This window comes from Bradyrhizobium sp. USDA 326 (genome assembly GCF_049739485.1).
GTDB lineage: Bacteria > Pseudomonadota > Alphaproteobacteria > Rhizobiales > Xanthobacteraceae > Bradyrhizobium.
In genome coordinates this window covers 7016787-7043153 of sequence record NZ_JBMGQA010000001.1, presented here as the reverse complement: position 1 = coordinate 7043153, position 26367 = coordinate 7016787, and the positions used below count along the sequence as shown (strand labels likewise).

The 26367-nt window shown below is 64.6% G+C and carries 22 protein-coding genes and 2 tRNA genes; 13 read left to right on the top strand and 11 right to left on the bottom strand.

All coding sequences use genetic code 11. From position 1 onward, the window contains the following. The first annotated feature begins 633 nt into the window (after positions 1–633). Positions 634–2016, top strand: coding sequence for an NfeD family protein (locus ABIG06_RS33190; RefSeq protein ID WP_370140100.1), 1383 nt, complete (start codon positions 634–636; stop codon positions 2014–2016). Further along, positions 2013–2774 (top strand): slipin family protein, encoded by a 762-nt coding sequence (locus ABIG06_RS33185; protein ID WP_370140099.1) that lies wholly within the window; start codon positions 2013–2015, stop codon positions 2772–2774. Before ABIG06_RS33190 ends, ABIG06_RS33185 begins: the two co-directional genes overlap by 4 nt. 76 nt (positions 2775–2850) lie before the next feature. Here ABIG06_RS33185 and glnA read toward each other — a convergent pair whose 3' ends face one another. Together glnA and ABIG06_RS33175 are read right to left on the bottom strand one after the other, a co-directional pair. Then, positions 2851–4260, bottom strand: coding sequence for a type I glutamate--ammonia ligase (gene glnA / locus ABIG06_RS33180; protein WP_028182123.1), 1410 nt, complete (start codon positions 4258–4260; stop codon positions 2851–2853). Between the two features lie 153 nt (positions 4261–4413). Next, positions 4414–4752 carry a P-II family nitrogen regulator gene (locus ABIG06_RS33175; protein ID WP_007603495.1) on the bottom strand — a complete coding sequence of 113 codons (339 nt, stop codon included), beginning with the start codon at positions 4750–4752 and terminating at the stop codon, positions 4414–4416. Positions 4753–5129: 377 nt separating this feature from the next. Here ABIG06_RS33175 and ABIG06_RS33170 point away from each other — a divergent pair, with 377 nt between their 5' ends. After that, positions 5130–6629: an NAD(P)H-hydrate dehydratase gene (locus ABIG06_RS33170; RefSeq protein ID WP_370140098.1), complete on the top strand. Its 1500-nt coding sequence runs from the start codon at positions 5130–5132 to the stop codon at positions 6627–6629. Between the two features lie 4 nt (positions 6630–6633). Then, the gene (locus tag ABIG06_RS33165) at positions 6634–7071 is read left to right on the top strand and encodes a GNAT family N-acetyltransferase (RefSeq protein WP_370140097.1); all 438 of its coding nucleotides are present in this window, start codon (positions 6634–6636) and stop codon (positions 7069–7071) included. A gap of 4 nt (positions 7072–7075) precedes the next feature. Here the strand turns inward: ABIG06_RS33165 and ABIG06_RS33160 are convergent, their stop codons facing one another. Continuing rightward, positions 7076–8380: a multicopper oxidase family protein gene (locus tag ABIG06_RS33160; protein WP_370140096.1), complete on the bottom strand. Its 1305-nt coding sequence runs from the start codon at positions 8378–8380 to the stop codon at positions 7076–7078. 154 nt (positions 8381–8534) lie between these two features. On the opposite strand from ABIG06_RS33160, the gene ABIG06_RS33155 reads away from it, so the two are divergent. The 3 genes from ABIG06_RS33155 to ABIG06_RS33145 all read left to right on the top strand — a co-directional run bounded on the left by ABIG06_RS33155 (position 8535) and on the right by ABIG06_RS33145 (position 11068). Continuing rightward, positions 8535–8619: transfer RNA gene (locus tag ABIG06_RS33155), tRNA-Leu, on the top strand. A gap of 173 nt (positions 8620–8792) precedes the next feature. Next, a complete protein-coding gene (tig, locus tag ABIG06_RS33150; protein ID WP_370140095.1) occupies positions 8793–10154 on the top strand; it encodes a trigger factor in 1362 nt (453 codons plus the stop codon). Positions 10155–10432: 278 nt separating this feature from the next. Then, positions 10433–11068: an ATP-dependent Clp protease proteolytic subunit gene (locus ABIG06_RS33145; protein WP_124158039.1), complete on the top strand. Its 636-nt coding sequence runs from the start codon at positions 10433–10435 to the stop codon at positions 11066–11068. Between the two features lie 26 nt (positions 11069–11094). Here the strand turns inward: ABIG06_RS33145 and ABIG06_RS33140 are convergent, their stop codons facing one another. Next, positions 11095–11334 (bottom strand): hypothetical protein, encoded by a 240-nt coding sequence (locus ABIG06_RS33140; protein WP_124158040.1) that lies wholly within the window; start codon positions 11332–11334, stop codon positions 11095–11097. 179 nt (positions 11335–11513) lie between these two features. On the opposite strand from ABIG06_RS33140, the gene clpX reads away from it, so the two are divergent. From clpX to ABIG06_RS33120, 4 genes are all read left to right on the top strand, one after another. Further along, positions 11514–12785 carry an ATP-dependent Clp protease ATP-binding subunit ClpX gene (gene clpX / locus ABIG06_RS33135; RefSeq protein WP_008547851.1) on the top strand — a complete coding sequence of 424 codons (1272 nt, stop codon included), beginning with the start codon at positions 11514–11516 and terminating at the stop codon, positions 12783–12785. Positions 12786–13106: 321 nt separating this feature from the next. Further along, entirely contained in the window at positions 13107–15530 is a 2424-nt protein-coding gene (gene lon, locus ABIG06_RS33130) for an endopeptidase La (RefSeq protein WP_370140094.1), read from the top strand. A 70-nt stretch (positions 15531–15600) separates the two neighbouring features. Then, positions 15601–16005: a GFA family protein gene (locus tag ABIG06_RS33125; protein WP_370140093.1), complete on the top strand. Its 405-nt coding sequence runs from the start codon at positions 15601–15603 to the stop codon at positions 16003–16005. Between the two features lie 63 nt (positions 16006–16068). Beyond that, positions 16069–16145: transfer RNA gene (locus tag ABIG06_RS33120), tRNA-Val, on the top strand. 209 nt (positions 16146–16354) lie between these two features. Here ABIG06_RS33120 and ABIG06_RS33115 read toward each other — a convergent pair. After that, the gene (locus tag ABIG06_RS33115) at positions 16355–16714 is read right to left on the bottom strand and encodes a hypothetical protein (protein ID WP_370140092.1); all 360 of its coding nucleotides are present in this window, start codon (positions 16712–16714) and stop codon (positions 16355–16357) included. A 252-nt stretch (positions 16715–16966) separates the two neighbouring features. Here ABIG06_RS33115 and ABIG06_RS33110 point away from each other — a divergent pair, with 252 nt between their 5' ends. Then, positions 16967–17827: a class I SAM-dependent methyltransferase gene (locus tag ABIG06_RS33110; protein ID WP_370140971.1), complete on the top strand. Its 861-nt coding sequence runs from the start codon at positions 16967–16969 to the stop codon at positions 17825–17827. Positions 17828–17853: 26 nt separating this feature from the next. Here ABIG06_RS33110 and ABIG06_RS33105 read toward each other — a convergent pair whose 3' ends face one another. Genes ABIG06_RS33105 through ABIG06_RS33080 form a run of 6 tightly spaced genes read right to left on the bottom strand, consistent with a single transcriptional unit; the run spans position 17854 to position 25227 of the window. Further along, on the bottom strand, positions 17854–18822 hold the full coding sequence (locus ABIG06_RS33105) for a cation diffusion facilitator family transporter (protein ID WP_424578487.1): 969 nt from the start codon (positions 18820–18822) through the stop codon (positions 17854–17856). Between the two features lie 2 nt (positions 18823–18824). Further along, complete coding sequence (locus tag ABIG06_RS33100; RefSeq protein WP_370140090.1) at positions 18825–22043, bottom strand: efflux RND transporter permease subunit; 3219 nt, start codon at positions 22041–22043, stop codon at positions 18825–18827. Beyond that, positions 22036–23013, bottom strand: a complete 978-nt coding sequence (gene ihpB, locus ABIG06_RS33095) for a divalent metal ion exporter adaptor subunit IhpB (protein ID WP_124158045.1) — start codon at positions 23011–23013, stop codon at positions 22036–22038. Before ihpB ends, ABIG06_RS33100 begins: the two co-directional genes overlap by 8 nt. Beyond that, the gene (ihpA, locus tag ABIG06_RS33090) at positions 23010–24284 is read right to left on the bottom strand and encodes a divalent metal ion exporter subunit IhpA (RefSeq protein WP_370140089.1); all 1275 of its coding nucleotides are present in this window, start codon (positions 24282–24284) and stop codon (positions 23010–23012) included. Before ihpA ends, ihpB begins: the two co-directional genes overlap by 4 nt. Positions 24285–24339: 55 nt before the next feature. Then, the gene (locus ABIG06_RS33085; protein ID WP_370140088.1) at positions 24340–24810 is read right to left on the bottom strand and encodes a hypothetical protein; all 471 of its coding nucleotides are present in this window, start codon (positions 24808–24810) and stop codon (positions 24340–24342) included. Positions 24811–24822: 12 nt separating this feature from the next. After that, positions 24823–25227: a hypothetical protein gene (locus tag ABIG06_RS33080; protein ID WP_370140087.1), complete on the bottom strand. Its 405-nt coding sequence runs from the start codon at positions 25225–25227 to the stop codon at positions 24823–24825. 202 nt (positions 25228–25429) lie between these two features. On the opposite strand from ABIG06_RS33080, the gene ABIG06_RS33075 reads away from it, so the two are divergent. Then, positions 25430–26317: a hypothetical protein gene (locus tag ABIG06_RS33075; RefSeq protein ID WP_370140086.1), complete on the top strand. Its 888-nt coding sequence runs from the start codon at positions 25430–25432 to the stop codon at positions 26315–26317. Positions 26318–26367 lie beyond the last annotated feature (50 nt).

Below are 26367 nucleotides of genomic sequence, written 5' to 3'. Positions count from 1 at the left end.
GGCAATCCGGAGTCTTTCCGCGGCGGGGTTCTGGATTGTTTCGCGGAGCCTGTCATCGGGCCGCGCTTTGCGCGGACCCGGTGGCTCGCAATGAGATCCACCGATAACTCCAGATCAAGGCCTGCACCGCGGATGGAATTTCGCAGCCTCCCCGATCCTTTCGAGTTGTGCTGGATAAACCAATCAGTAGGAATTGCTCCGTCCCGATTTTCGCGGCTCTGATTTGTTCTTTGAGAACGAACTGGAGTCAGATGCAGAACGAAAGCTGAAGGCTCCGCGGCGCAAGGTTCATCGCACCAGTGCGGTCGAATCGGAGACGCGCTCACGCCTCACGCCGCCCGCTCCATCCGTCGCGTGCGATAGGCCTGCGTGACATCATGCAGCCGACGAGCGAGATCATCGCGAGCACGTTCGGCGCAATCGGAGCGGACGGCGCGAGGGTAAGGCGGTAGCAGCGCCTGGCGCAGGGAGGATCAGGCGTCGGCATGCTCCGCCACTACCTCTGCTCAGCCGATCACATCGCCATCCTGCATGGGCATTCCCATTGCGTTGCACAATCGCAACGTTGATCTCCACGCGCAGCATTGAGGTTCATGAGAACAATACCATATGCCCTGCAAGGGAGCCCTTGCCGTGCAGACCATGAAGGCGGCCCTCGTTGCGGCGATCACCGTCGTGGCTTTGACCTGCTGCCTCCTTCCCAGCTCAGCGGAGGAGGGCGGCCGTGCAGCCTTCGTTGTTTCGATCGATGGTGCGATTGGCCCGGCGTCAGCCAGCTACGTGCGGGAGGCTTTGGCCACGGCGAGCGAACGGCGCGCCGAGGTCGTGGTTCTGAGGATGAACACGCCCGGCGGGCTCAATTCCAGCATGCGCGAGATCATCGCGGATGTGCTCGCCTCGCCCATCCCTGTCATCGGCTACGTCGCTCCTTCCGGCGCCCACGCGGCGAGTGCGGGGACCTATATTCTCTATGCGACCCACATCGCGGCGATGGCACCAGGCACCAACATCGGTGCGGCGACGCCGGTCCAGATTGGCGGGCCGCTTCCGGGCCTGCCGAGCGGCACACCCGACAAGGATGGCAAAGACAAGAAGGATGATCCGAAGGACGCGATGACGGCGAAGGCCACGAACGATGCCGTCGCCCTCATCCGCAGCCTCGCCGAGCTGCGCAACCGCAATGCGGAGTGGGCGGAGAAGGCGGTCCGCGAGGCCGCAACGCTCTCTGCCAACGGCGCGCTGGAGGCACATGCCATCGATCTCGTCGCGCGCGATCAGGCTGAATTGCTGCAGCAGGTTGATGGCCGTGTGGTGGAGCTCGCAGGCGGCAAGACGCAACGCCTGGCAACAAAGGATGCTGTCGTCGAAGCCATCGAGCCCGGACGGATATCCCGGTTCCTGGCGGTCATCACCAACCCGAATGTGGCGTTCATTCTCCTGATGGTCGGAATCTACGGCCTGATCTTCGAGTTCATGTCTCCCGGAGCCGTCGCTCCTGGAGTCGTCGGCGCGATCTGCCTGCTGATCGGCCTCTATGCGCTCAATTTGCTGCCGATCAGCTATGCCGGCCTCGCCCTGATGCTGATCGGACTCGTGCTTCTCACCGTCGAAGCCTTCAACCCGACCGTGGTGGTCGGCTTCGGAGGGATCGTCGCTTTCGTGCTGGGAGCAATGATGCTCTTCAGGAGCGAGGCGCCTGGGTACCAACTGTCGTGGTGGGTGATCGGCACTACCGCGGTCGTGTTCAGCGGCTTTGCTCTGATCGTGCTTGGCTCGCTTCGGCGCGTCCGCAAAGCTCCTGCGCTGGTCGGCGCACAGGCCATGCGCGGCTTGCCCGCCGAGGTTCTCGACTGGAACGGGAACGAAGGCCATGTCTTCGCCCACGGTGAGCGCTGGCAGGCGCGCGGCGCCGAAACCTTCAAGCCCGGAGAGACGGTGGAGGTCGCCAATGTCGTCGACTTGACGCTGCTGATACGCCGCACACCCGCCCGGACAGGCGAGGGAGGTACATCATGATGCTGGAATATCTGACGTATGCGGCGCTTGCGCTGCTTGTCATCGTGTTTCTATCCCAGGCTATTCGAATCCTGCGCGAATACGAGCGCGGCGTCGTCTTCACGCTCGGCCGCTTTACCGGTGTGAAGGGCCCGGGCCTGATACTCCTCATCCCGATCGTGCAGCAACTCGTCAAGGTCGATCTGCGGGTGATGGTGCAGGTGGTGCCGCCGCAGGACGTGATCTCGCGGGACAACGTCTCCGTCAAGGTCAATGCCGTCCTGTACTTCCGCATCGTCGACCCCGAGCGCGCCATCATCAAGGTCGGCGACTACATGGCGGCGACCAGCCAGCTCGCGCAGACCACGTTGCGTTCGGTGCTCGGCAAGCATGAGCTCGACGAGATGCTTGCGGAGCGCGACAGGTTGAACGCCGATATCCAGGAGATCCTCGACAAGCAGACTGACGTCTGGGGCATCAAGGTCACCGGCATAGAGATCAAGGACGTCGATATCAATGAAACCATGGTTCGCGCGATTGCCAAACAGGCTGAGGCGGAGCGCCTGCGGCGAGCCAAGGTGATCAATGCGATGGGCGAGCAGCAGGCCGCCGAAAAGCTCGTTGAAGCCGGCCGGATCCTGGCGCAGGAGCCCCAGGCAATGCAGCTGCGTTACTTCGCGGCTCTGCACGACATCGCCGGTGAACGCTCGTCGACCGTGGTGTTTCCGCTCCCCACCGGCCTGCTCGACCATTTGATGCTGCGACCCAACAACCCGTAGCGGAAAGCAGCAGCGCAAACGAAAAGGCGCCTCCTTCCGGAAGCGCCTTTTGCCTGTCGTGGTCTGTTCGGGACGATCAGCCCGAATAGTACATGTCGAACTCGATCGGGTGCGGGGTCATCTCGAAGCGCTCGACCTCGGTCATCTTCAGCTCGATATAGGCGTCGATGAAGTCGTCGTCGAACACGCCGCCGGCCTTCAGGAAGGCGCGGTCCTTGTCGAGGTTCTCGAGCGCCTCGCGCAAGCTGCCGCACACCGTCGGGATCTGCTTCAGCTCTTCCTTCGGCAGGTCGTAGAGATCCTTGTCCATCGCCGGACCCGGATCGATCTTGTTCTTGATGCCGTCGAGGCCCGCCATCAGCATCGCGGCGAAGCCGAGATAGGGATTGGCGAGCGGATCGGGGAAGCGCACCTCGACGCGCTTGGCCTTCGGCGAAGCGGTGTAGGGGATGCGGCAGGAGGCCGAGCGGTTGCGCGCGGAATAGGCGAGCAGCACGGGAGCCTCATAGCCCGGGACCAGACGCTTGTAGGAGTTGGTCGACGGATTGGTGAAGGCGTTGATGGCCTTGGCGTGCTTGATGATGCCGCCGATGTAGTGGAGGCAGGTCTCCGACAGGTCGGCATATTTGTTGCCGGCGAACACCGGCTTGCCGTCCTTCCAGATCGACTGGTGCACGTGCATGCCCGAGCCGTTGTCGCCGTAGACCGGCTTCGGCATGAAGGTGGCGGTCTTGCCGTAGATGTGCGCGACCTGGTGGATGCAGTATTTGTAGATCTGGATGTGGTCGGCCATCAGCGTCAGCGTGTCGAACTTCATGCCGAGCTCGTGCTGGGCGGAAGCGACCTCGTGGTGATGCTTCTCGACCTTGACGCCCATCTTGGCCATGGCCCCCAGCATCTCCGAGCGCATGTCCTGCACGGAGTCCTGCGGCGGAACCGGAAAATAGCCGCCCTTGGTGCGGACGCGGTGGCCGAGATTGCCGCCTTCATATTCGGTGTCGGAGTTGGTCGGCAGCTCCGAGGAGTCGAGGCGGAAGCCGGTGTTGTAGGGGGTGGACGAGAAGCGCACGTCGTCGAACACGAAGAACTCGGCCTCGGGGCCGACGAACACGGTGTCGCCCACGCCCATCGACTTCACCATGGCCTCGGCCTTCTTGGCGATGCCGCGGGGGTCGCGGTTGTAGGGCTCGCCGGTGGTCGGCTCGAGCACGTCGCAGGTGATGACCATGGTGGTCTCGGCGAAGAACGGGTCGATCGTCGCGGTCACCGGATCGGGCATCAGGCACATGTCGGACTCGTTGATCGCCTTCCAGCCGGCGATCGAGGAGCCGTCGAACATCGTCCCTTCGGCGAAGATGTCTTCATCGATCATGCTGACGTCGAACGTGACGTGCTGCCACTTGCCGCGCGGATCGGTGAAGCGCAGGTCGACGTACTTGACGTCATTGTCCTTGATCGATTTCAGGACGTCTTTGGCGGTCTTCATGCATACCCCTTATGGCTCTGCGGGTCGGTTTCCAGGTGAGCAGGATTCTTCTCGCTTTTGGCGAGTTCGCGCGCGACCGCACAAACGAAATCAGGCCGCCGAAGCAGCCTTATTTCTTGTCGGAGTGTCGCAAAATGCGGGATAGCACCCGGCTCAGATAGCGTCCAGCCCGGATTCGCCGGTTCGGATGCGGATCGCCTCTTCGATGTTGGAGACGAAAATTTTGCCGTCGCCGATGCGGCCGGTCTGCGCGGCGCGGCGGATCGCGTCGATGGCGCGCTCGACCAGATCGTCACCGATCACGATCTCGATTTTTACCTTCGGCAGGAAGTCGACGATGTATTCTGCGCCGCGGTAAAGTTCGGCGTGACCCTTCTGCCGGCCGAAGCCCTTGGCTTCGGTGACGGTGATGCCCTGAAGACCTACCTCCTGAAGCGCTTCCTTCACCTCGTCGAGCTTGAATGGCTTGATGATGGCTTCGATTTTCTTCACTGCGCGACTCCCGGCCTTTCGATCAAATAGCAACGTCTTCGTCAGGATGCGCATTTCTCAACGCACGATCTTGTCTTCTCTGTGCCGGGATCCCTGACAAGTCCGGCAACAACGGCCGGCCACACCTGTAGATGCCAGTGAGCACGACGACCGAAGCGGCTTCCTCGAAAGCAGGGTCTATGCCAAGTTGCAAATGCCCTGGTTATTGGAGCGTTATCAGCCTTTTAACGAGCATCTCTGGGTGGTGGCCCGATCTGCACAAAATACCGAAGGCTACGAAATAGGCAAACGGTTCAATATATGTGCAGATCGATGTCCCGGCCGCCGGATCGGCAAGGAAGATGCCTGTTGAAGAGGCGTTTGTACTAGGAAGTGGCATGGAAGTTCTGACCAACGCCGAGATGCAGCGCGCCGACCAGCTCGCCATTGCGGCCGGCACGCCCGGTTTCAAGCTCATGCTGAGCGCTGGCCAGGCGGTCGCCGAGGCCGCCCATGCGCTGGTGGAGGAGGGGCCGATCCTGATCGTCGCCGGCCCCGGCAACAATGGCGGCGACGGTTTTGTCGCAGCCGCCGAACTCGCCGCCCAGGGGCGGGAGGTCTCGGTGATCCCGATGTGCGAGCGCGACCAGCTCCAGGGCGATGCGGCCTCCGCGGCGCGCGGCTGGAAGCATCCGGTGCTTCCGTTCAATCCCCAGGCAATCGGAAGGCCTGCGCTGATCGTCGATGCGCTGTTCGGCGCCGGTCTCAGCCGTCCCGTCGACGGCGAGGCGCGCGAAATGATCGAGGCGATCAACGCCAACGGTGCCCCGGTGCTCGCGGTCGACCTGCCGAGCGGCATCAACGGCACCAGCGCGGCCGTGATGGGCGCGGCGGTGAACGCCACCGAGACCGTCACCTTCTTCCGCAAGAAGCCGGCGCATCTGCTTCTGCCCGGACGGATGCATTGCGGCCGGGTGCGGGTCGCCGACATCGGCATCGATGCGCAGGTGCTGGACGAGATCGCGCCGCGGACCTTCGAGAATGATCCGGACCTCTGGGGCGCCGCCTTTCCGGTGCCCCGCATCGACGGCCACAAATACGCGCGCGGCCATGTGCTTGCGATCTCCGGCGATGCGGCCGCGACAGGCGCCGCGCGGCTCGCTGCGCGCGGCGCGCTGCGCGCCGGTGCCGGCCTCGTGACGCTGGCGAGCCCGCGCGATGCGCTCGCGATCAATGCGGGCGCACTGACTGCGGTGATGGTCCGCCCCGTCGACACCGCTATTGAGTTCGGCGAGCTGCTCGGCGACAAGCGCTATAATACCTGCATCATCGGCCCCGGCGCGGGCATCGGCGAACGCACCTGCGACATGGTCCACACTGCGCTTGCCGCAGAACGACATCTGGTGCTGGACGCGGACGCGCTGACGAGCTTTGCCGCAACCCCCGAGCACCTGTTTGAATCGATCAAGGTATCGCACGACAATGCGGTGGTGCTGACCCCGCATGAGGGCGAGTTTCCGCGCCTGTTCTCCGACCTCAGCAACAAGCATCCCGGCCGCTCCAAGCTCGAGCGCGTCCGCGCTGCCGCCGAGCGCTCCGGCGCGGTCGTGCTCCTGAAGGGGCCGGACACCACCGTTGCCGCCCCCGACGGCCGCGCCACGATCGCCGCCAACGCGCCGCCCTGGCTCGCCACGGCGGGTGCCGGCGACGTGCTCTCCGGCATCATTGCCGGGCTCGTGGCGCAGGGCGTGCCGGCCTTCGAAGCCGCCAGCATCGGCGTCTGGATGCACGGCGAGGCGGCGAGCGAAGCTGGGCCGGGCCTGATCGCGGAAGACCTGACCGAGACGCTGCCGGCCGTGCACCGGCGGATTTATGATGCGCTCGGGGTGGAGTACTAGTCTGGTGCTCAGGCAGCTTGCCTTCGCCGATATGGATGCGGCGGCGCAGATCCATCGGATTGCGTTCGACGAGGCGATGCCGTGGCTCGTCGGGCTGCATACGCCCGACGAGGACTGTTGGTTCTACCGGAAGCGCGTCTTTCCGACGTGTCGCGCCTGGGGAAGGTTCGACGACGATGTGCTGAGCGGGATCATCGCATTCCGTGACGGCTGGGTCGAACAGCTCTACGTGCTTCCCTCCGCCCAAGGCCGTGGCGTCGGCACCGAACTCCTCGACATCGCCAAAGACGCTTGCGATCGGCTGGAACTCTGGACCTTCCAGCGCAACGCGCCGGCGCGACGCTTCTATGAGATGCGCGGGTTCGTGGTGATTGAGGAGACCGATGGAGCGAGGAACGAGGAGCGGGAGCCCGACGTCCGCTACCTCTGGACGCGCCGGTAGGCGTTCACTCCACCCCATACCAGCGCACCAGGCGCGGCGCGGCCCAGTCGGTCACGACGGATTCGATCAGCCAGCGTCCGGGTGAGATCGCCGCGAACGCGACGCGCTGGGTCTGGCCGGGCTCGATCGCGAGTGTATCGAGCCAGTAGGGCTTCCAGCCGTCGTCCAGCTTGTCGAGCAGGCGGAACGGATGGCCGTGCAGGTGGAAGACCGTGGTGACGGGGGCGGGGTTCTTCAGGGCCAGAACAACGGTGCGGCCGGTCTTGGCCCGGAAGGCGGGGGCTGAGGCCGTGGAGAAGCTTGCGGGCCGTGCCCAGCCGGCATCGGCCGCGCCGAGCGCGACATCGAACCGCACGGCGCCTTTCAGATCGAGCTTCTCGGGGAGATCATTCGACGGCAGCGGCTGTGGCGGCAACAGCGGCGCGCGCCGCTCCGATTGGCCCGATACCTTGAGGCTGCCCACCTGGTACGTCTCCTTGCCGTCATGCAGCAGGAATGCGGCCGAGGTGGCTGTATCCACAAACACGTCGGCACGTCCGCCGGGGGCCAGCACCAGGGCCCCGTTGCGCGCGGGGAACGGCTCGGCCGGTTGTCCGTCCAGGGCCATCACGCGGACCTCGTGGCTTCCAAATTTGAGTGCCAGAACAGTACGTTGGGAGCCGTTGATGAAGCGCAGTCGCAGCCGCTCATTGGCCGCGGCTGAGAGTTCGAATGAAGTCTTGCCATTGACCGTGTAGAGCCGTGTCGCGTCCTTCGGGTCCTGGCCCGGCGGGACCGCGGTGCCGTCCGGTCGCAGGCGCCATTCCTCGATCAACAGGACCTCGTCGCGATCGACGCCGACCGGGCTGGTCTCGGCCGCGGTGATCGCGAGCGGGCGCGCGGGCTGCTTCAGACCGCCTTCGAAGAGACGGAAGTCAGCCAGCAGGGTACCGGCGCTTGGTATTGAAATGATTGACGTTTCGGTCGTGTCCGGCGCGGCGGGCGCGCGCCCTCGCAGCGGGTCTGCGGCGGTCGCGGCATTGAGGCCGTACCAGACCGGCGCAAGTGGCACAGGCAGGTCGTTGCGAAACACCACCTCGCAGCGGTCGGCGCGCTTGAGACGGACGGTCCCGAGATGGCTTACGGCGGCCAGCTCGCAGATTGCTGTAGCTGGTTGCCCCGCCTTCAAAGCCAGGGTTGCCGGCCTCGCCTGAAGCGCGAGCTGGGCGGTCACGAGCGGCCCTGCGCCGCCGGTCATCAACCCGGCCGCCGAGGCCCCTAGACCGGTCAAAACCTCACGTCGCGTCGAGTCAAGAATCCGCGGTTTCATGACGTGATCCGGACCATGCCGTGCTGGATAAGTCCAGCCATCGTGCCTACTTGAAGCATGCCTCCAACCGGCCATTTTTTTGCTGCGAACAGTCAGGCACATGCTATAAGCCCGGCCGCCCGCGGCATCGCGGCCGGTCTTGATGCAAATTCACGCGGGCGTGGCGGAACTGGTAGACGCGCTGGATTTAGGTTCCAGTGACGAAAGTTGTGGGGGTTCGAGTCCCTCCGCCCGCACCAAGCGCTTTTCGCGTTTGCACGGATTACGAGACCTGCTCCTCGCGGATGATCGTCCGTCCGGAGCCGGTCCGATGAACCACCGGTGTCGAGGCGTTTGCCTCGCGCCGGATCGATTAATGAGAGCGTCCCGACGCGCGATGTGCCGGGACCGAACGAGAAGAAGATTGGACGCCATGCAGGTCACAGAAACCCTCTCGGAAGGTTTGAAGCACGAGTTCAAGATCAGCGTTCCCGCGTCTGATCTCGATGCCAAGGCCGGCGCCAAGCTGGTCGACCTCAAGGACAAGGTCCGCATCAACGGCTTCCGTCCGGGCAAGGTGCCGGTCGCGCACCTGAAGAAGGTCTATGGCCGCTCGGTGATGGCCGAAACCATCGACCAGACCATTCGCGACACCAACACGCAGCTGTTCTCCGAACGCGGCTTCCGCCTCGCGACCGAGCCGAAGATCACCATGCCGACGGAGCAGAAGGACGTCGAGGAACTGCTGAGCGGCAAGTCTGATCTGACCTATACGGTCGCGATCGAGGTGGTGCCGGCGATCGCGCTCGCCGACTTCAAGACCTTCCAGGTCGAGAAGCCCGTTGCCGATGTCACCGACAGCGATGTCGACGAGGCGATCAAGCGCATCGCCGATTCCAACCGCACCTATGCCGCCAAGGGCGAGGGCGCGAAGGCCGAGTCGGGCGACCGCGTCACCATCAACTTCAAGGGCAGCATCAACGGCGAAGTCTTCGAGGGCGGCACGGGCGAAGGCATCCAGGTCGTGATCGGCTCGAACACCTTTATCCCGGGCTTCGAGGAGCAACTGATCGGTATCGGCGCGAACGAGACCCGCACACTGAAAGTGTCGTTCCCCAAGAACTACATGAACGACAAGCTCGCCGGCCAGCCCGCCGAGTTCGAGACCATCGCGACCCTGATCGAGGCGCCGCAGGACCTTGCGATCGACGACGAGTTCGCCAAATCGCTCGGCCTGGAATCGCTGGACAAGCTCAAGGAAGCCGCGCGCGAGCGCCTTTCCGCCGAGTTCGCGACCGCGACGCGCCAGCGCGTCAAGCGCGCGCTGCTCGACCGCCTCGACGAGGCGCATCGCTTCGAGGCGCCGCCCTCGTTGATCGACGAGGAGTTCAATCTGATGTGGAACTCGGTCAAGGCCGAGATGGATTCCGCCGGCAAGACCTTCGCCGACGAGGACACCACCGAGGACGCCGCCAAGGAAGAGTATCGCAAGATCGCCGATCGCCGCGTGCGGCTTGGCCTCGTGCTCTCCGAGATCGGCGAGAAGAACAAGATCACCGTGACCGACGACGAAGTCGGCCGTGCCGTGATCGAGCGCGCGCGCTCGATGCCCGGTCGCGAGAAGGAGGTCTGGGACTATTACCGCAACAACGCCCAGGCGCTGGCCCAGCTTCGTGCACCGATCTACGAGGACAAGGTCGTCGACTTCATCCTCGAGCTTGCCAACGTGACCGAGAAGAAGGTCTCGCGCGAGGATCTGTACAAGGACGACGAGGCGGAAAAGACCGCCGCCTGAGTGATTTGAAGCAGTCTTCCATTAAGGATGATCAGCGAAGGGGCCCAGCTAGCCAGATGGCCGGCTGGGCCTCTTTGCGCGAATCAGCTTCAACTCCCCGGCGGATTAAGCCTTAATGCGCTCCGCACTTGTCAGGCGCGAATTGGGCTATATCTGTCGGTACGCCTTCTACCTCTTACCCAAGTTCCTGCATCACGGGACGTCCATCCGCCCTTCGGGCGCCTCCAGCCAAACTGGCAGCCCCGGCGATGTCCGTCTTCGAAAACCCTAGGTGACTCATGCGCGATCCGGTTGAAACCTACATGAACCTCGTGCCCATGGTGGTCGAGCAGACCAACCGTGGCGAGCGCGCCTACGACATTTTCTCGCGCCTGTTGAAGGAGCGCATCATCTTCGTGACCGGCCCGGTCGAGGACGGCATGTCGACGCTGATCGTCGCGCAGCTCTTGTTCCTCGAGGCGGAAAATCCGAAGAAGGAAATCTCGATGTACATCAACTCGCCGGGCGGCGTGGTGACGTCGGGCCTTGCGATCTACGACACCATGCAGTTCATCCGCCCGCCGGTGTCGACGCTGTGCACGGGGCAGGCGGCCTCGATGGGTTCGCTGCTGCTCGCGGCCGGCGAGAAGGACATGCGCTTCTCGCTGCCGAACGCGCGCATCATGGTGCATCAGCCCTCCGGCGGCTTCCAGGGCCAGGCCACCGACATCATGCTGCACGCCCAGGAAATCCTGAACCTGAAGAAGCGGCTCAACGAGATCTACGTCAAGCACACCGGCCAGACCTACAAGTCGATCGAGGATGCGCTGGAACGCGACAAGTTCCTGACCGCGAACGACGCCAAGGAGTTCGGCCTGGTCGACAAGGTCATCGACAAGCGTGCCGAGGAGCCGGCGCAAGCGAAGACTCCGTAGCACTACGGGGTCGTCACGGCGGTCCCTCAGATCGCCGTGGACCTGTCGGGGTGCGTCCACGTTAGGTGCGGGTGCGCGCGTCGCAAAACGCGGTTTTGCGCGCTGCGACAAGCAGAAAGTTCCGCTTTCGTGCTCTTTTCGTGGCAATCCAGCAACGCCGGGGTGATTTCGATCACTTCGTCCGTGCCAAGACCGGAAATCACGGTATTGTCACGGGTAGCCGGCGGCGTCCGATTAGCGAATTCTTGATAGTCGGGTGACAGCATGGTTGGCTACGATTGATCGGCTATGATCGCGGGAGAATCGAGTGACCGTGATTCGCACGGGATGTAATGCGTAGGGTCTTTTTTGGTACGGAATTTGCTCTACTTAAGCTTCATGCCGGCCATCGTGTCGGAATGGAGCGATCGAGCGGAACGGGATCGAACCGCGGACGGAGACAGGAATGAGTAAGGTCGGCACGAGCGACTCCAAGAACACGCTATATTGCTCGTTCTGCGGCAAGAGCCAGCACGAAGTCCGCAAACTGATCGCGGGTCCCACGGTCTTCATCTGCGACGAGTGCGTCGAGCTCTGCATGGACATCATCCGCGAGGAGAACAAGTCCTCGCTGGTCAAGTCGCGCGACGGGATTCCGACGCCGAAGGAAATCTGCAAGGTGCTGGACGATTACGTGATCGGCCAAAGCCATGCGAAGAAGGTCCTGTCGGTGGCGGTGCACAACCACTACAAGCGCCTCAACCATCAGACCAAGCACAACGACGTCGAGCTCGCGAAGTCGAACATCCTGCTGATCGGTCCAACCGGCTCGGGCAAGACGCTGCTCGCGCAGACGCTGGCCCGCATCCTGGACGTGCCGTTCACGATGGCGGATGCGACCACGCTGACCGAGGCCGGCTATGTCGGCGAGGACGTCGAGAACATCATCCTGAAGCTGCTCCAGGCCGCCGATTACAATGTCGAGCGCGCCCAGCGCGGCATCGTCTATATCGACGAAATCGACAAGATCAGTCGTAAGTCCGACAACCCCTCGATCACGCGCGATGTGTCCGGTGAGGGCGTGCAGCAGGCGCTGCTCAAGATCATGGAGGGCACGGTGGCTTCGGTCCCGCCGCAGGGCGGCCGCAAGCATCCGCAGCAGGAGTTCCTGCAAGTGGATACCACCAACATCCTCTTCATCTGCGGCGGCGCTTTCGCCGGCCTCGAGAAGATCATCTCGGCACGCGGACGGTCGACTTCGATCGGCTTCGGCGCCCAGGTGCTCGCCCCGGAGGACCGCCGTACCGGCGAGATCTTCCGTCACGTCGAGCCTGAGGACCTCCTGAAGTACGGCCTCATCCCCGAATTCGTCGGCCGTCTGCCGGTCGTGGCGACGCTCGAGGACCTCGATGAGACCTCGCTGAAGAAGATCCTCACGGAGCCGAAGAACGCGCTGGTGAAACAGTACCAGCGGCTGTTCGAGATGGAGAACATCGAGCTGACCTTCGCCGACGAGGCGCTTGGCGCGGTCGCCCGCAAGGCGATCGAGCGCAAGACCGGCGCGCGCGGGTTGCGCTCGATCCTCGAGGCGATTCTGCTCGAGACCATGTTCGACCTGCCGGGCCTGGAAGGTGTGGAAGAAGTCGTGATTTCCCGGGAAGTGGTGGAAGGAACGGCGCGTCCGCTCTACATCTATGCCGATCGGTCCGATCGCGCCGTCGAGAACGCCAGCGCCTGATCCGGCGGCACTGGATCGATCCAATCGTCTCCTTCAGATGGGCTGCGGAGCTGTATCTCCGCAGCCGATGTTGCGTCGCTTATTTGCGTGCGTAAGCGCCTGATGGCGCGCGTTTTTCAATGACTTGACACCCCCCGGGTCGATAGCCACCTAATGTCGGCGGCGAGCGAAAATTCTCTTCAAGATTCGCCTCAGTTCCATCCGGCGAGCCGGTCCAACCTGTAGAGGACCGATCGGTTCTGCGGATCACCTCGGCACCTTGTGGCGGTTGCGCATCATCAGCGGGCTGCGTGCAAGGGGGCAAAGCAAAAGGAAAAGGCCATGACCAATCCCAAACCCCGGCCAACCATCGTCCATGGCGAAACGCACGCCTATCCCGTGCTGCCGCTGCGCGACATCGTCGTCTTCCCGCACATGATCGTTCCGCTCTTCGTCGGCCGCGAGAAGTCGATCCGCGCGCTCGAAGAGGTGATGAAGAACGATGCGCTGATCATGCTCGCGACGCAGAAGAACGCGTCCGACGATGATCCGGCGCCCGATGCCATCTACGAGACCGGGACGCTTGCCAGCGTGCTCCAGCTCTTGAAGCTTCCGGACGGCACCGTGAAGGTGCTGGTCGAAGGGCTCGAGCGTGCGCGCGTGGCAAAATACACCGATCGCGCCGACTATTACGAGGCGACTGCCGTTGCGCTCGCCGACACCGATGCCAAGTCGGTCGAGGCGGAGGCGCTGGCGCGCTCGGTCGTGTCCGACTTCGAGAGCTATGTGAAGCTCAACAAGAAGATCTCGGCCGAGGTCGTCGGCGTCGTGCAGGCGATCACCGATTTCGCCAAGCTCGCCGACACGGTTGCTTCGCATCTCGCCGTCAAGATCGCGGATCGCCAGGGCATCCTGGAGACGCTGTCCGTCACCACGCGCCTGGAGAAGGTGCTGGGCCTGATGGAAAGCGAGATCTCGGTGCTGCAGGTCGAGAAGCGGATTCGTTCTCGTGTCAAACGACAAATGGAGAAGACCCAGCGCGAGTATTATCTCAACGAGCAGATGAAGGCGATCCAGAAGGAACTCGGCGACGATGACGGTCGCGACGAGCTCGCCGACCTCGAAGAGAAGATCTCCAAGACCAAGCTGTCCAAGGAAGCGCGCGAGAAGGCGCAGCATGAATTGAAGAAGCTGCGCCAGATGTCGCCGATGTCCGCGGAAGCGACCGTCGTGCGCAACTATCTGGACTGGCTGCTGTCGATCCCGTGGAACAAGAAGTCCAAGGTGAAGAAGGATCTGGAGGCCGCGCAGGCCATCCTGGACTCCGATCACTATGGGCTGGAGAAGGTCAAGGAACGCATCGTCGAGTATCTTGCCGTGCAGTCGCGCGCCAACAAGCTGACCGGGCCGATCCTGTGCCTCGTCGGACCTCCCGGCGTCGGCAAGACCTCGCTCGGCAAGTCGATCGCGAAGGCGACGGGACGCGAATTCGTGCGCGTCTCGCTCGGCGGCGTGCGTGACGAGGCCGAGATTCGCGGTCACCGCCGCACCTATATCGGCTCGATGCCCGGCAAGATCATCCAGTCGATGCGCAAGGCGAAGTCGTCCAATCCGCTGTTCCTGCTGGACGAGATCGACAAGATGGGCGCCGACTTCCGCGGCGATCCGTCCTCGGCGCTGCTTGAGGTCCTCGACCCCGAGCAGAACGCGACCTTCAACGACCACTATCTCGAGGTCGACTACGATCTCTCCAACGTGATGTTCATCACGACCGCGAATACGCTCAATATTCCCGGGCCGCTGATGGACCGCATGGAGATCATCCGGATCGCGGGCTACACCGAGAACGAGAAGGTCGAGATCTCGCGCAAGCACCTGATCCCGAACGCGGTGTCCAAGCACGGCCTGGACACCAAGGAGTTCTCGATCGACGACGATGCGTTGCTGCTTTTGATCCGCCGCTACACCCGCGAAGCGGGCGTGCGCAATCTGGAGCGTGAGCTCTCGACACTCGCCCGCAAGGCGGTGAAGGAGCTGATGATCTCCAAGAAAAAGTCGGTCAAGGTCACCGAGAAGACTCTGGAAGAGCTGCTCGGCGTGCCGAAGTACCGCTTCGGCGAGATCGAGAGCGAGCCGCAGGTCGGCATCGTCACGGGCCTCGCCTGGACCGATGTCGGCGGCGAGTTGCTGACGATCGAGGGCGTCATGATGCCCGGCAAGGGCAAGATGACGGTCACGGGCAATCTGCGCGACGTCATGAAGGAGTCGATCTCGGCGGCGGCGTCCTATGTCCGCTCGCGCGCGATCAACTACGGCGTCGAGCCGCCGCTGTTCGACCGGCGCGACATCCACGTGCACGTGCCGGAAGGCGCGACGCCGAAGGACGGCCCGTCCGCCGGTGTCGCCATGGCCACCGCGATCATCTCGGTCATGACCGGCATTCCGGTCCGCCACGATGTCGCGATGACCGGCGAGATCACGTTGCGCGGTCGCGTGCTGCCGATCGGCGGCCTGAAGGAGAAGCTGTTGGCTGCCGCCCGCGGCGGCATCAAGACGGTGCTGATCCCCGAGGACAACGCCAAGGATCTCACGGAGATTTCCGATGCGATCAAGGGCGGCATGGAGATCATCCCGGTCTCGCGCCTCGACGACGTCGTCGCCAAGGCGCTGGTGAGGAAGCCTGTGCCGATCGTCTGGGAAGAGGACACCAAGGTGACGGTGAAGCCGGATGGCGACGAGGCCGCCGGCGGCCTGACCGCTCACTGAGATTTTGCAAAAGATGATAAAACGGCGCCTTCGGGCGCCGTTTTTGTTTTGGGGGGAAGGGGAGGAGGCAATGCACATCGACGGGCAATGCCATTGCGGGCAGATCACCTTTGAAGCCGAGATCGACGCCGAGGCCGTCTCGGTCTGCCATTGCCGGGACTGTCAGACGCTGACGGGCTCGCCGTTCCGGGTCACCGCGATCTGTTCCGCGGCGGATGTCCGCCTGACCGCCGGCACGCCCAAAATCTACGGCAAGCGCGGCGACAACGGCCGGATGCGCTTCCAGCACTTCTGCGCCGACTGCGGTTCCCCGCTGTTCACCAGCGGCGAGGGCGACCAGGCCGACGATTGGGGCATCCGCTGGGGCAGCATCCGGCAACGCGACCAATTGCGACCGGTGCGGCAGATCTGGTGCCAGTCGGCGGCGGTGTGGATCGACGCCGTACCGTTGCTGCCGGGCAGGCCGCAAGATTGAGGTCCAACTCGCTGGGGTTGGGGTCTTGCCGGTTCGGGGCCCGTAGGGCTAAAGAGGCGGCGAGGGCGGTTAGCTCAGCTGGTTAGAGCATCTCGTTTACACCGAGAGGGTCCGCGGTTCGAATCCGTGACCGCCCACCACTTTTCGATTTGCCGGGCCAAGCAGGCTGCCATGCCTGGGAGACCAATGGCATCAGCGCAAAGCCTCCATTCGGTCGGAGCTGGCTGGTTCGTTCGAAGGGCACATCACCCTGCCACCCGACCCTGCAACCCGCGACCGGGCATGCCGACAGTCACCGTGGAGCGGTCACCTGCCCCACAGTGGCGCGTCGTCATTCCTGATGGACGTATCAGGCCGTCTTGGTGAATAGTGTCAGGACGCCTTCGGCGATGTTGATCGCAACGACCTGCGACGAGGTCAGACCCTTCGCCTTGAGCGCGGATGCCGCCTGGGGAGTCGCGTCAATCGTCTTCCGGAGCGATTGAATATCGTCATCGCTCGTCTGTGCGACGATGTCATCGACCTTGGAGCGCACCGCTGGCTGCAAGTCCTTGATGTCGACAACCTGGATCTGGCGGATGACGGTGCTCTGAGCGGGCGGCGATTCTGCTCCCGGCTGCGACGATGTTCCCTGCGCCTGCACGAAAGTCGGCGTCCCGAAGGAGAGGGTTGCGATAATGAGGGGTGCCACGATGCTGCGCATGGTCATGCCTTTCCAAGGTGAGCAACCTGAAAATGCTATCCACGAAATCTGGTTGTCGTCTGCTTCGGATGCGGCCATTCAGTGTAAGCTATGCGGCCACAATGCGAGCTTCTCCCGCCGGAACCGCAGCCATTCTCGGCAGCAGCGGCTGTGGTCCTCGCAGAAAACTGCGTTACGATCCGGCCAGGGACCCGACGCAGGGGTGAACCCCGCAATTGCGGGAACGGCGGATCGACAATGCTAGGGATCAAAGACCGGATGGAACAGCCGAGCGGACACGAACTCAACGCCGACCAGATCGCCTATTGGAACGGCCCGAGCGGGCAGCGCTGGGCCGAGCGCCACGGGGTGCAGGAGAAGCTGCTCGGGCCCATTGCCGATCTCCTGATCAACCGTGCCCGCTTGAAGCCGGGCGAGCGCGTGATCGACGTCGGCTGCGGCTCCGGTGCGACGACGGTGGCGATCGCAAAGGCGGTGGCGCCGGATGGCTTTGCGCTCGGGCTCGATGTGTCCGAGCCGATGCTGTCGCAGGCGCGTGCGTCGGCGCCGAAGGGGCTGCCGCTCGATTTCGTGCTGGCGGATGCAACCGTCCATCCGTTCGAGCCGGCGAGCTTTGATCTGCTCGCGTCGCGCTTCGGCGTGATGTTCTTCGCCGACCCCATTGCGTCCTTCATCAATTTGCGCCGCGCGCTGAAGCCGTCAGGGCGGCTTGCTTTCGTCTGCTGGCGCGAGCCGAAGGAAAATCCCTGGATGATGGCGCCGCTGATGGCGGTCTACAAGCACGTGCCGAAGATGCCGCCGGTCGGGCCAGAGGAGCCGGGCCCGTTCGCCTTCGCATCGGAGGAGCGCGTGACGCGCATCCTCAAAGGCGCGGGCTTCGTCGATATGGCGATGGAGCCGCACAATCTCGCGATGGATATCGCGATCGGCGGTGGTCTCGATGCCGCCGTCGACGGCTCGCTCCAGATCGGCCCGGCCAGCCGCGCGCTTCAGGGCCATCCGCCGGAGACCTATGAGGCCGCAAAAGCCTCGATCCGCGAAGCGCTCGCGCCGTTCCTCAAGGGACAGACCGTCGAGTTGCAAGGCGCGATCTGGATCGTGACGGCGAAGGCGGCGTAAGCGCCGCTCTCTCCGCGCAGGCCCCGTCACACCACATCATCCGGCGCCAGCGCGCAGCCGTTGTCGGGATGCGTCTCGACCTGAAGCGTGGTGTGGCCGATGCGGAATGACGTCTTCAGCAGCTGCGCCGTCTCCATCAGGAATGCGTCGCCGCTGCCTGCGGGCATGACCAGGTGGCAAGTCAGTGCCGTCTCGGTGGTGGAGATCGACCAGACGTGGAGATCGTGGATTGCGGACACGCCCGGCCGCGCCAGCAAGAACGCCCTGATCGCGGCAAGGTCGGTGCCTTTGGGCGCCGCCGCCATCGACATGTCGATGGACCCGCGCAGCAGGCTGGTCGTGCTCCAGAGAATGGTAGCGCAGATGACGAGGCTGGTGACGGGATCGAGCCAGAGCCAGCCGGTCCAGATGATCAGCGCCGCCGAGACCACGACGCCGAGCGAGACCGCGGCGTCGGCCGCCATGTGCAGGTACGCGCCCTCGATGTTGATGTCGTCCTTGCGCCCGCGCGCGAACAGCATGGCGGTAAACCCGTTGATGAGGATGCCGATGCCGGCGACCACCATCACCGTTACGCCTGCGACGGGCTCGGGCTGCTGCAGGCGCAGGATCGCCTCCCAGCCGATCGCACCGGTTGCGACCAGCAGGAACACCGCGTTCGCAAGTGCCGCGAGGATGGTGGAGGCGCGCAGGCCGTAAGTGAAGCGGCCGCTCGGCGCGCGGCGCGCTGCGATCGAGGCCCCCCAGGCCACGACCAGGCCGAGTACGTCGGAAAGATTGTGACCTGCGTCCGCCAGCAGGGCAGTGGAGTTGCCGACATAGCCGTAGATCGCCTCGGCCACGACCAGCGCGATATTGAGCGAAATGCCGATCGCGAATGCCATGCCGAAACTGGCGGGCGCATGGACATGGGCATGGCCGTGACCATGGCCATGATCATGGGCGTCGCCGGCATGGTCATGGTGGTGATGACCGTGATGGTCGTGGCTTCCCACCTCTAGCGCTCCCCGGAAGCTGCCAAGTCCGGCGCCATTGTAGGCGCTTCCCGCGCGACGTCACGACGGAACAGGACATAGAGCGCCGGCAGCACCAAGAGCGTCAGCACCGTGGACGAGATGATGCCGCCGATCACCACGGTCGCGAGCGGCCGCTGCACCTCGGCGCCCGCGCCGGTGGCGAGTGCCATCGGCACGAAGCCGAGGGAGGCGACGAGGGCCGTCATCAGCACCGGCCGTAGCCGCGTCAGGGCGCCTTTGCGCACGGCCTCCGCAACGGATCGTCCCTCACTGCGCAGACGCTCGATGAAGGCGATGATCACGAGCCCGTTGAGCACGGCAACGCCCGACAGCGCGATGAAGCCGACGCCGGCGCTGATGGACAGGGGAATGTCGCGCAGCAGCAGTGCCGCAACGCCGCCGGTCAGCGCCAGCGGCACCCCGGAGAAGACGAGAGCCGCATCGGCCACCGATCCCATGCCCATGAACAGCAGCAGGAACACCAGGAGCAGTGCCACCGGCACCACGATGGTGAGCCGCTTCGTGGCCGAGACCAGCTGCTCGAACTGGCCGCCCCAGCCGATCCAGTAACCCGGCGGCAGCTTGACCTTCTCGGCCACGGCCGCCTCGGCCTCGGCCACGAAGGAGCCGAGATCGCGCGCGCGGACATTGGCGGTGACGACGATCCGCCGCTTGCCGTTCTCGCGGCTGATCTGGTTGGGTCCGGGCGTCGCATCGACGGTTGCGACCGACGACAGCGGCACGTAGCGCATCTGGGCGAGGGGAGAGGCGGATAGTGCCGTTCGGAGCGGCATGTTGGCCGTGGCCTCGTCACCGGGCGGGAGCGGGATCGGGATCGCCCGGATCGCCTCGAGATTGCCGCGCAAATGCTCCGGCAGGCGAACCACGATATCGAAGCGGCGGTCGCCCTCGAACAGCTTCCCGGCCGACTTGCCGCCGATGGCGATCTCGACGATGCCCTGCACCTCGGCGACGCTGAGGCCGTAGCGGGCGAGCGCCTGGCGGTCGAGCCGCACCGTGAGGATCGGCAGCCCCGCGACCTGCTCGATCTTGACATCGCTGGCGCCGCGGATCCCCCGGATCGCAGCCTCGACCTGCCTGGCAGCGCCTTGCAGGATGTCGAGGTCGTCGCCGAAGATCTTAACCCCGACGTCGGTGCGCACGCCCGAGATCAGCTCGTTGACACGGAACTGGATCGGCTGGGAGATTTCATAGGCGCTGCCGGGAATCTCGTCCGCCGCATGGTCGATCGCCTCGATCACCTCCGATTTCGGCTTGTCCGGATCAGGCCATTCGCTGCGGGGCTTCAGCATGACGTAGCCGTCGGTCTGTGCCGGCGACATCGGGTCGGTCGCGATCTCTGCAGTGCCGATGCGGGTGAAGAATTCCTTGACTTCCGGGATTTGCATGAGGCGCTTCTCGAGCGCCTTCTGAAGGTCCAGCGATTGGGTGAGGCTGGTGCCGGGAATCCGGATCGACGCCAGCGCGACGTCGCCTTCGTCCAGGCTCGGAATGAACTCGCCGCCCATGCGTGTGGCGGCGATGCCGCTTGCGATCACGATGACGACAGCGATGACGGCGACTGCGGCCCGGTTGTCGATGGCAAAGCGGAGCAGGGGGAGATAAGCGCGCTTGGCGGCCCGCATGAACAGGTTTTCGTGTTCGGACACCTTGCCGGTGACGAAGATGGCAACGGCCGCCGGTACGAAGGTGATGGAGAACAGCACGGCCGCCCCGAGCGCCATCAGCACCGTCAGCGCCATCGGCGTGAACATCTTGCCTTCGACGCCGGTCAGCGTCAGCACGGGCAGGTAGACCACGGCGATGATCAGCGTCCCGAACAGGCTCGGCTTGATGACCTCGCTCGACCCGTGCTGGATCGCCCGCAGTCGCTCCGAAAGCGTGAGCAGGCGGCCTTTCTCGCGCTGGGCCTCGGCCAGCATGCGCAGGCAATTCTCGACGATGATGACGGCGCCGTCGACGATGATGCCGAAGTCGATCGCACCCAGGCTCATCAGGTTCGCGCTGACCTTGGTCTCGACCATGCCGGTGATCGTCATGGCCATGGACAGGGGAATGACGCAGGCCGTCACCAGCGAGGCGCGGACGTTTCCGAGGATCAGGAACAGCACGGCCACGACCAGCGCCGCGCCCTCCAGCAGATTGTTCCTGACCGTGCGGATGGTGGCCTCGACGAGGTCGGTGCGGTCGTAGACGGTCCGCGTCACGACGCCTTCGGGCAGCGATTTGGCGATGTCCTCGATGCGGGCTGCGACCCGTCGGGCGACGCTGCGGCTGTTCTCGCCGATCAGCAGCATCGCTGTGCCGAGCACGGTTTCCTCGCCGTCCCGCGTCGCTGCGCCCGTGCGCAGATCGCGGCCCTCCATGACGGTCGCGACGTCCCTGATCCTGACCGGATTGCCGCCGCGTGAGCCGATCACGATGTCCCGGATTTCGTTGACGTTGCCGACCTGGCCGGGCGAGCGGACAAGGTATTGCTCTCCGTTGCGCTCGATATAGCCCGCGCCGACATTGGCGTTGTTGGCGGCCAGCGCCGTCATGACGTCGCGAAAGCCGAGCCGGTAGGCCATCAACTTGCCCGGGTCCGGCAGCACGTGAAATTGCCGCTCGAAGCCGCCAATGGTATTGACCTCGACCACGCCCGGCACGTTGCGAAGCTGCGGCCTGATGATCCAGTCCTGCACGGTGCGCAGATCGGTCAGCGAATAGTCGTGGCCGCCTTGCGTCTTGGCGCCCGCCTTGGCCTCGACCGTGTACATGAAGATTTCGCCGAGCCCGGTCGAGACCGGCCCCATCGCGACCTCGACGCCTGCCGGGAGCTGGTCCTTCACCTGCTGGATGCGTTCGCCGACGAGCTGGCGGGCGAAATAGATGTCGGTGCCGTCCTTGAAGACGACCGTCACCTGGCTGAGGCCGTAGCGCGACAGCGAGCGGGTGTAGTCGAGCTTGGGCAGGCCTCCCATCGCGGTCTCGACGGGGAAAGTGATGCGCTGTTCGGTCTCGAGCGGCGAATAGCCGGGCGCGCGGGTGTTGATCTGGACCTGGATGTTGGTGATGTCGGGCACCGCGTCGATCGGCAGGCGTTGGAAATTCCAGGCTCCGAAAGCGACGGCGCCGAGCGCGAGCAGCAGGACCAGCCAGCGCTGGCGGAGCGAGAAGGCGAGGATGCGCTCAATCATGCTCGGCCTCGCCCTTGCCCATCTCCGCCTTCACGACGAAGCTGTTCTCCGCGACGTAGTGCTCGCCGGCCGCAAGACCGGCCTTGATCTCGACGAACCTCGGATCGGAATCCCCAAGCTCGACCGGGCGCGCCTCGATCTTGTCGCCGTCCTCGCGCACGAACACGATGGTTCTGTTTTCCAATGTCTGGATCGCGCTGCGGCGCACGGCAACGGCGACGTTGCGCGCGGCGAGAATCAGCCGCGCCGTGACGAACAGGCCGGGACGCAAGCGTCCGTCCGGATTTGGCAGCACCACGCGCGCCAGCGCGGTCTGGGTCTCGCTACTGCCGATCGGCGCCATGTAGGAGATCGTTCCCTTGATCTCGCCGCGGCCGTCGTCGGGATCGATCAGCACCTCGTCGTCGAGACGGACGCGCCTCAAGTCCTGCCGGTAGATCGACAGATCGACCCAGATGGTGGTGAGATCGGCGACGACGAAGGCCGGCTTCTGCTCGGTGGCGTATTCGCCGAGCGAGATCTGCCGCTCGATGATGGTGCCGGCAATCGGCGCCTTGAGCTCGTAGACGGTGAGACTCTGGTTGCTCTCGATCGCGGCGAGCAGATCGTCCTTGGCGACCTTGTCGCCGATGCGCTTCAGAATGGATTTGACGACACCCGGAAAGCGCGGCGTCACCTGCACCACGGCTTCCTGGTTGGCGCGCAGGATGCCGTTGAAGGACAACGTGTCGGTCAGCGTTGCGCTCGCGGCCTCCGCCAGGGTTACCCCCGCAGCCGCCAGCTTCACGTCGGAGATGCGGATGCGGTCGGCGCCGTGCTCGTCCTGCTCGACATGGTCGTTCGGCTTCTTCTGTTCGGAATGTTCGGCGTGCTCGGTGTGTGCGAGCTTGGCCGGGGCGAGCAGGGAATAGCCGTAAGCGCCGAGCGCGGCGGCAACAATGGCGACGAGGAGGGTGGAGAAGGTTTTCATCGTGCGCTCTCCCGCGCCAGCGTGAAGGGATTGCCGACGAGGCCCTCGATGATCGCAACGCCGGCGTGGAAATTCTGCAGCGCCTCCTGCTCGCGCAACCGCGCCTGGGTGACGCTCGCCTGCGCGTCGAGCACCTCGAGCAGGGTGAAGCGGCCCTGGCCGTAACCTTGAGATATCGCCTCGGACGCTTCGACGGCCTTGGGGATCGCGGTCTCACGCAGCACGGCGAGCTCGCGCAGCGAGCCCTGGACCGAGTCATAGGCGCGGCCGGCAATCACGATCAGCGTGTTGCGGTTGGCCTCGCGCTCGGCCCTGGTCTTGGCGAGGCTTTCCTGCGCCGAGAGGATGTTGCCCTGGTTCTGGTCGAACACGGGGATCGGCACGGAGACGGTCAGGCGCGCCGCATCGTCGCCCGTTTCGTTGAAGTGGCGCCAGCCGGCGGCGATACGCACGTCGGGATAAGGTTTGAGTCGTGCCAGCAGCAGCTCGGCGTTGCGCTGGGCGTAAACGGCGGTCCAGCGCACCAGTTGCGGATTGGCATCGATGGCGGCGACAACCGCCTGGAAGGCGGGCGGCCGTCCGGTGGTGTCGAGCCGGCCGGAAACCTCGCCGAATTTCGCGGCTGGATCGCCCATCAGCACCGCAAGCTCGCGCCGGGCGCTGGCCAGCGTCGCCTTGAAGCGCTCGCGGTCGGCTTTCACCAGGGCGGAGGCGACCTCCGCGCGGCCGGTCTCGGCGGGCGAGGAGGCGCCGGCCTCCACGCGGCGGCGCAGGAGCGGCGTCAAGCGGTCGATGGCGGCAATCTGCTCGTCGAGGATCTGAATGCGCCGCTGTGCGCCGAGCACGCTGAGGAAGGCGATCGCGGTCTCCGACAGCACCTCCAGCCTGACGGCCTTGCGCTGGATCGCGGCGACTTCGACGGCAGCGACGCCTGCAGCAATCCGCGCATCGCGCTTGCCGAACAGCTCGAAGGCCTGGCTGATCTGCAGCGTGGTCTCGGCCGATCGCGTCCCGCGATATTTGCCCGAGCCGAACGAATCATCCTGTTCGTAGGACAGTTCCGGGTTGAGGAGGGCGCCCGCCTGGATGCGCTGGCCGGTGGCGATGCCGACGTCGCGCTCGGCTGCCGTCAGCCGCGGACTTGCGGCCAGCGCGCGCGACAACGCGCTCCGCATCGTCAAAGTCTGGGCGTGAGACGGCGCAATCGCGAGTCCGGCAATCAGACACGCCGCCGCGCACGCCAAGCGCGCGGCCATTCCTCTGAAGAACATGAAGCCGACCTGTAAAGGATGAACCCAATGGGCGCGGGACGCCCGACCAATCCGTTCAGGCAATATGTTTGGGAGGCGGGGAGTCGGTGTCGAGGACAATTCCGGCGAGCCGGGGCGCATGTTGCGGGCTCGTTGCGGAAACAAGCGCGACCGATGCGGTCGACGGCGCCGGCTGTGTGACCGTCAGCGAAAAACAGCCATGACAATGATGGCTGCCAATGACCTTGTGGTCGCTATGGCCTGCGGGGCTATGCAGGGCCGCCGCGATCTCCGAGCCGCCGCCGGGCGTGGTGACGTCGATGTCGTGCGAGCCGTGCAACGCGCTCGCGAGCAGATAGACCGCCGCGATCAGCACAGACAGCAACCCGCGCCAGTTGCGCGGGCGGCAAGATCCTGAGGGCTGGCGGTTTGCGAGCACGACGTCACTCTGGTTGCGGTCTATGCCCGGCCTAGCATGGGCGCGGGAACAGTGTCGACCCGCAACATTGTTACGTCGCTGGAACAATTGCCGCAGCGGCGCCTGCATCGCCAGCGCCTCTCACTGGCTGGTAATGACCCGCCGGTGCGAGGCCATGGCTTCGATGGCGGTCGTGGGGGCCGGCTCCGGAACGTCGTTGCCGTCTGCCGACACGGTAATGACAGCGCGGCAGCTCGCTTCCATCGCCCGTTCCAGCCATTTGATGGCTTCATCGATCCACTGGTCGTGGTGCTCGGGATCGGCGAGGGCCTTCTCCCGGAATGCGTCGGCTTGATGCAGGCACGCCGTTCTGCGATCCACGCGCCTCTCCCGATCTGGAGGTCCCGCCCTGATGGCATCTTTGATGATCCCGAAGCCGGCGTCGTTAACATAGGACAGAAGTTGGGGAGCGATCAGGTCTGAGCAAATGCGGAAGGGCCCCAGCCGGGATGACCGGCTGAGGCCCTTTGTGCTCACAATCTTCATCCTCGGGACTCCCGCAGATAATTCGCATCTCGCCGGTTGGTTCCCGCGCATCGCTGAATTTGGAACGTTCCTCATACGTCGCGATTAGCGACCAGAAGAAACTGAGGAGGACGGACAATGGACGGACTGATTTATCTGATCGGCTTGATCGTCGTGATCATGGCGATCCTGTCGTTCTTCGGCCTGCGCTGAGAGAACGACAATGGAAACTCTCATACGGGAAGACGTGATGGAGGGCGGCGCGGCGACTGCCGACGACCGCCGGACCATCCAGTGGAGTTCGGTGTTCGCCGGCGCTCTCGCCGCCGGCGCAATGTCGTTCATCTTGATCGGCTTTGGCGTGGCCATCGGTCTCGGCGTCAGTTCGGCCTCGCCGACATGGCGCGATGCTTCGGCAGCCCTGGCGCTGCTCTCCGGGCTATATCTGATCATTCAGGCGATCATCAGCTTCGGCTTCGGCGGTTACATCGCCGGCCGGACGACGCGTCCGGCGCCCGCGCTGGCGACGATCGAAGACGATGGCGAGCGGCGGGACGGCCTGCATGGGCTGACGTCCTGGGCCCTGGCCGTACTGGCCGGCGCGGCTCTGCTCGCGCTGCTCGGGGCATCTGCGGTTGACCGATCGCCGATGCGCAGCTCGGCCAGCAATTCGTCCGCGGCCGAGCCTCTGCTCAGCTATGAGCTCGACAAGCTGTTCCGCGCGCCGCGCCGCGCGCCAAATGTCGATCTGAGGGAAGCACGGGCTGAGGCGGGACGCATCCTGATGACGTCGTCCAGCCACAGTGGCGTCACCACCGACGACAGGACCTATCTCGTGCAGCAGGTGGCCGCGCTCACAGGTCTGGCGGCGCCCGATTCCGAAAAACGGGTCGACGCGCTGATCGCGGAGTCCAGGACGGCCATCAACCGGGCGCGGCGCAACTCGATCATCGTGGCGTTCTCGATCGCCGCCGCGACCCTGATTGGCGCGGCGGTGGCGTGGGCTGCGGCCGTCGCCGGCGGCCGGCATCGCGACGGAGAACCGTTGCCGAACTGGATGGCGAGCTCAAATCGCTTCCATCGCAGTCCGCGCGCGATGCCGGTGCCGTAAGCTCGAAAACAAATGGCCGGGCGCAAGCCCGGCCATAACGGACGCCGTCG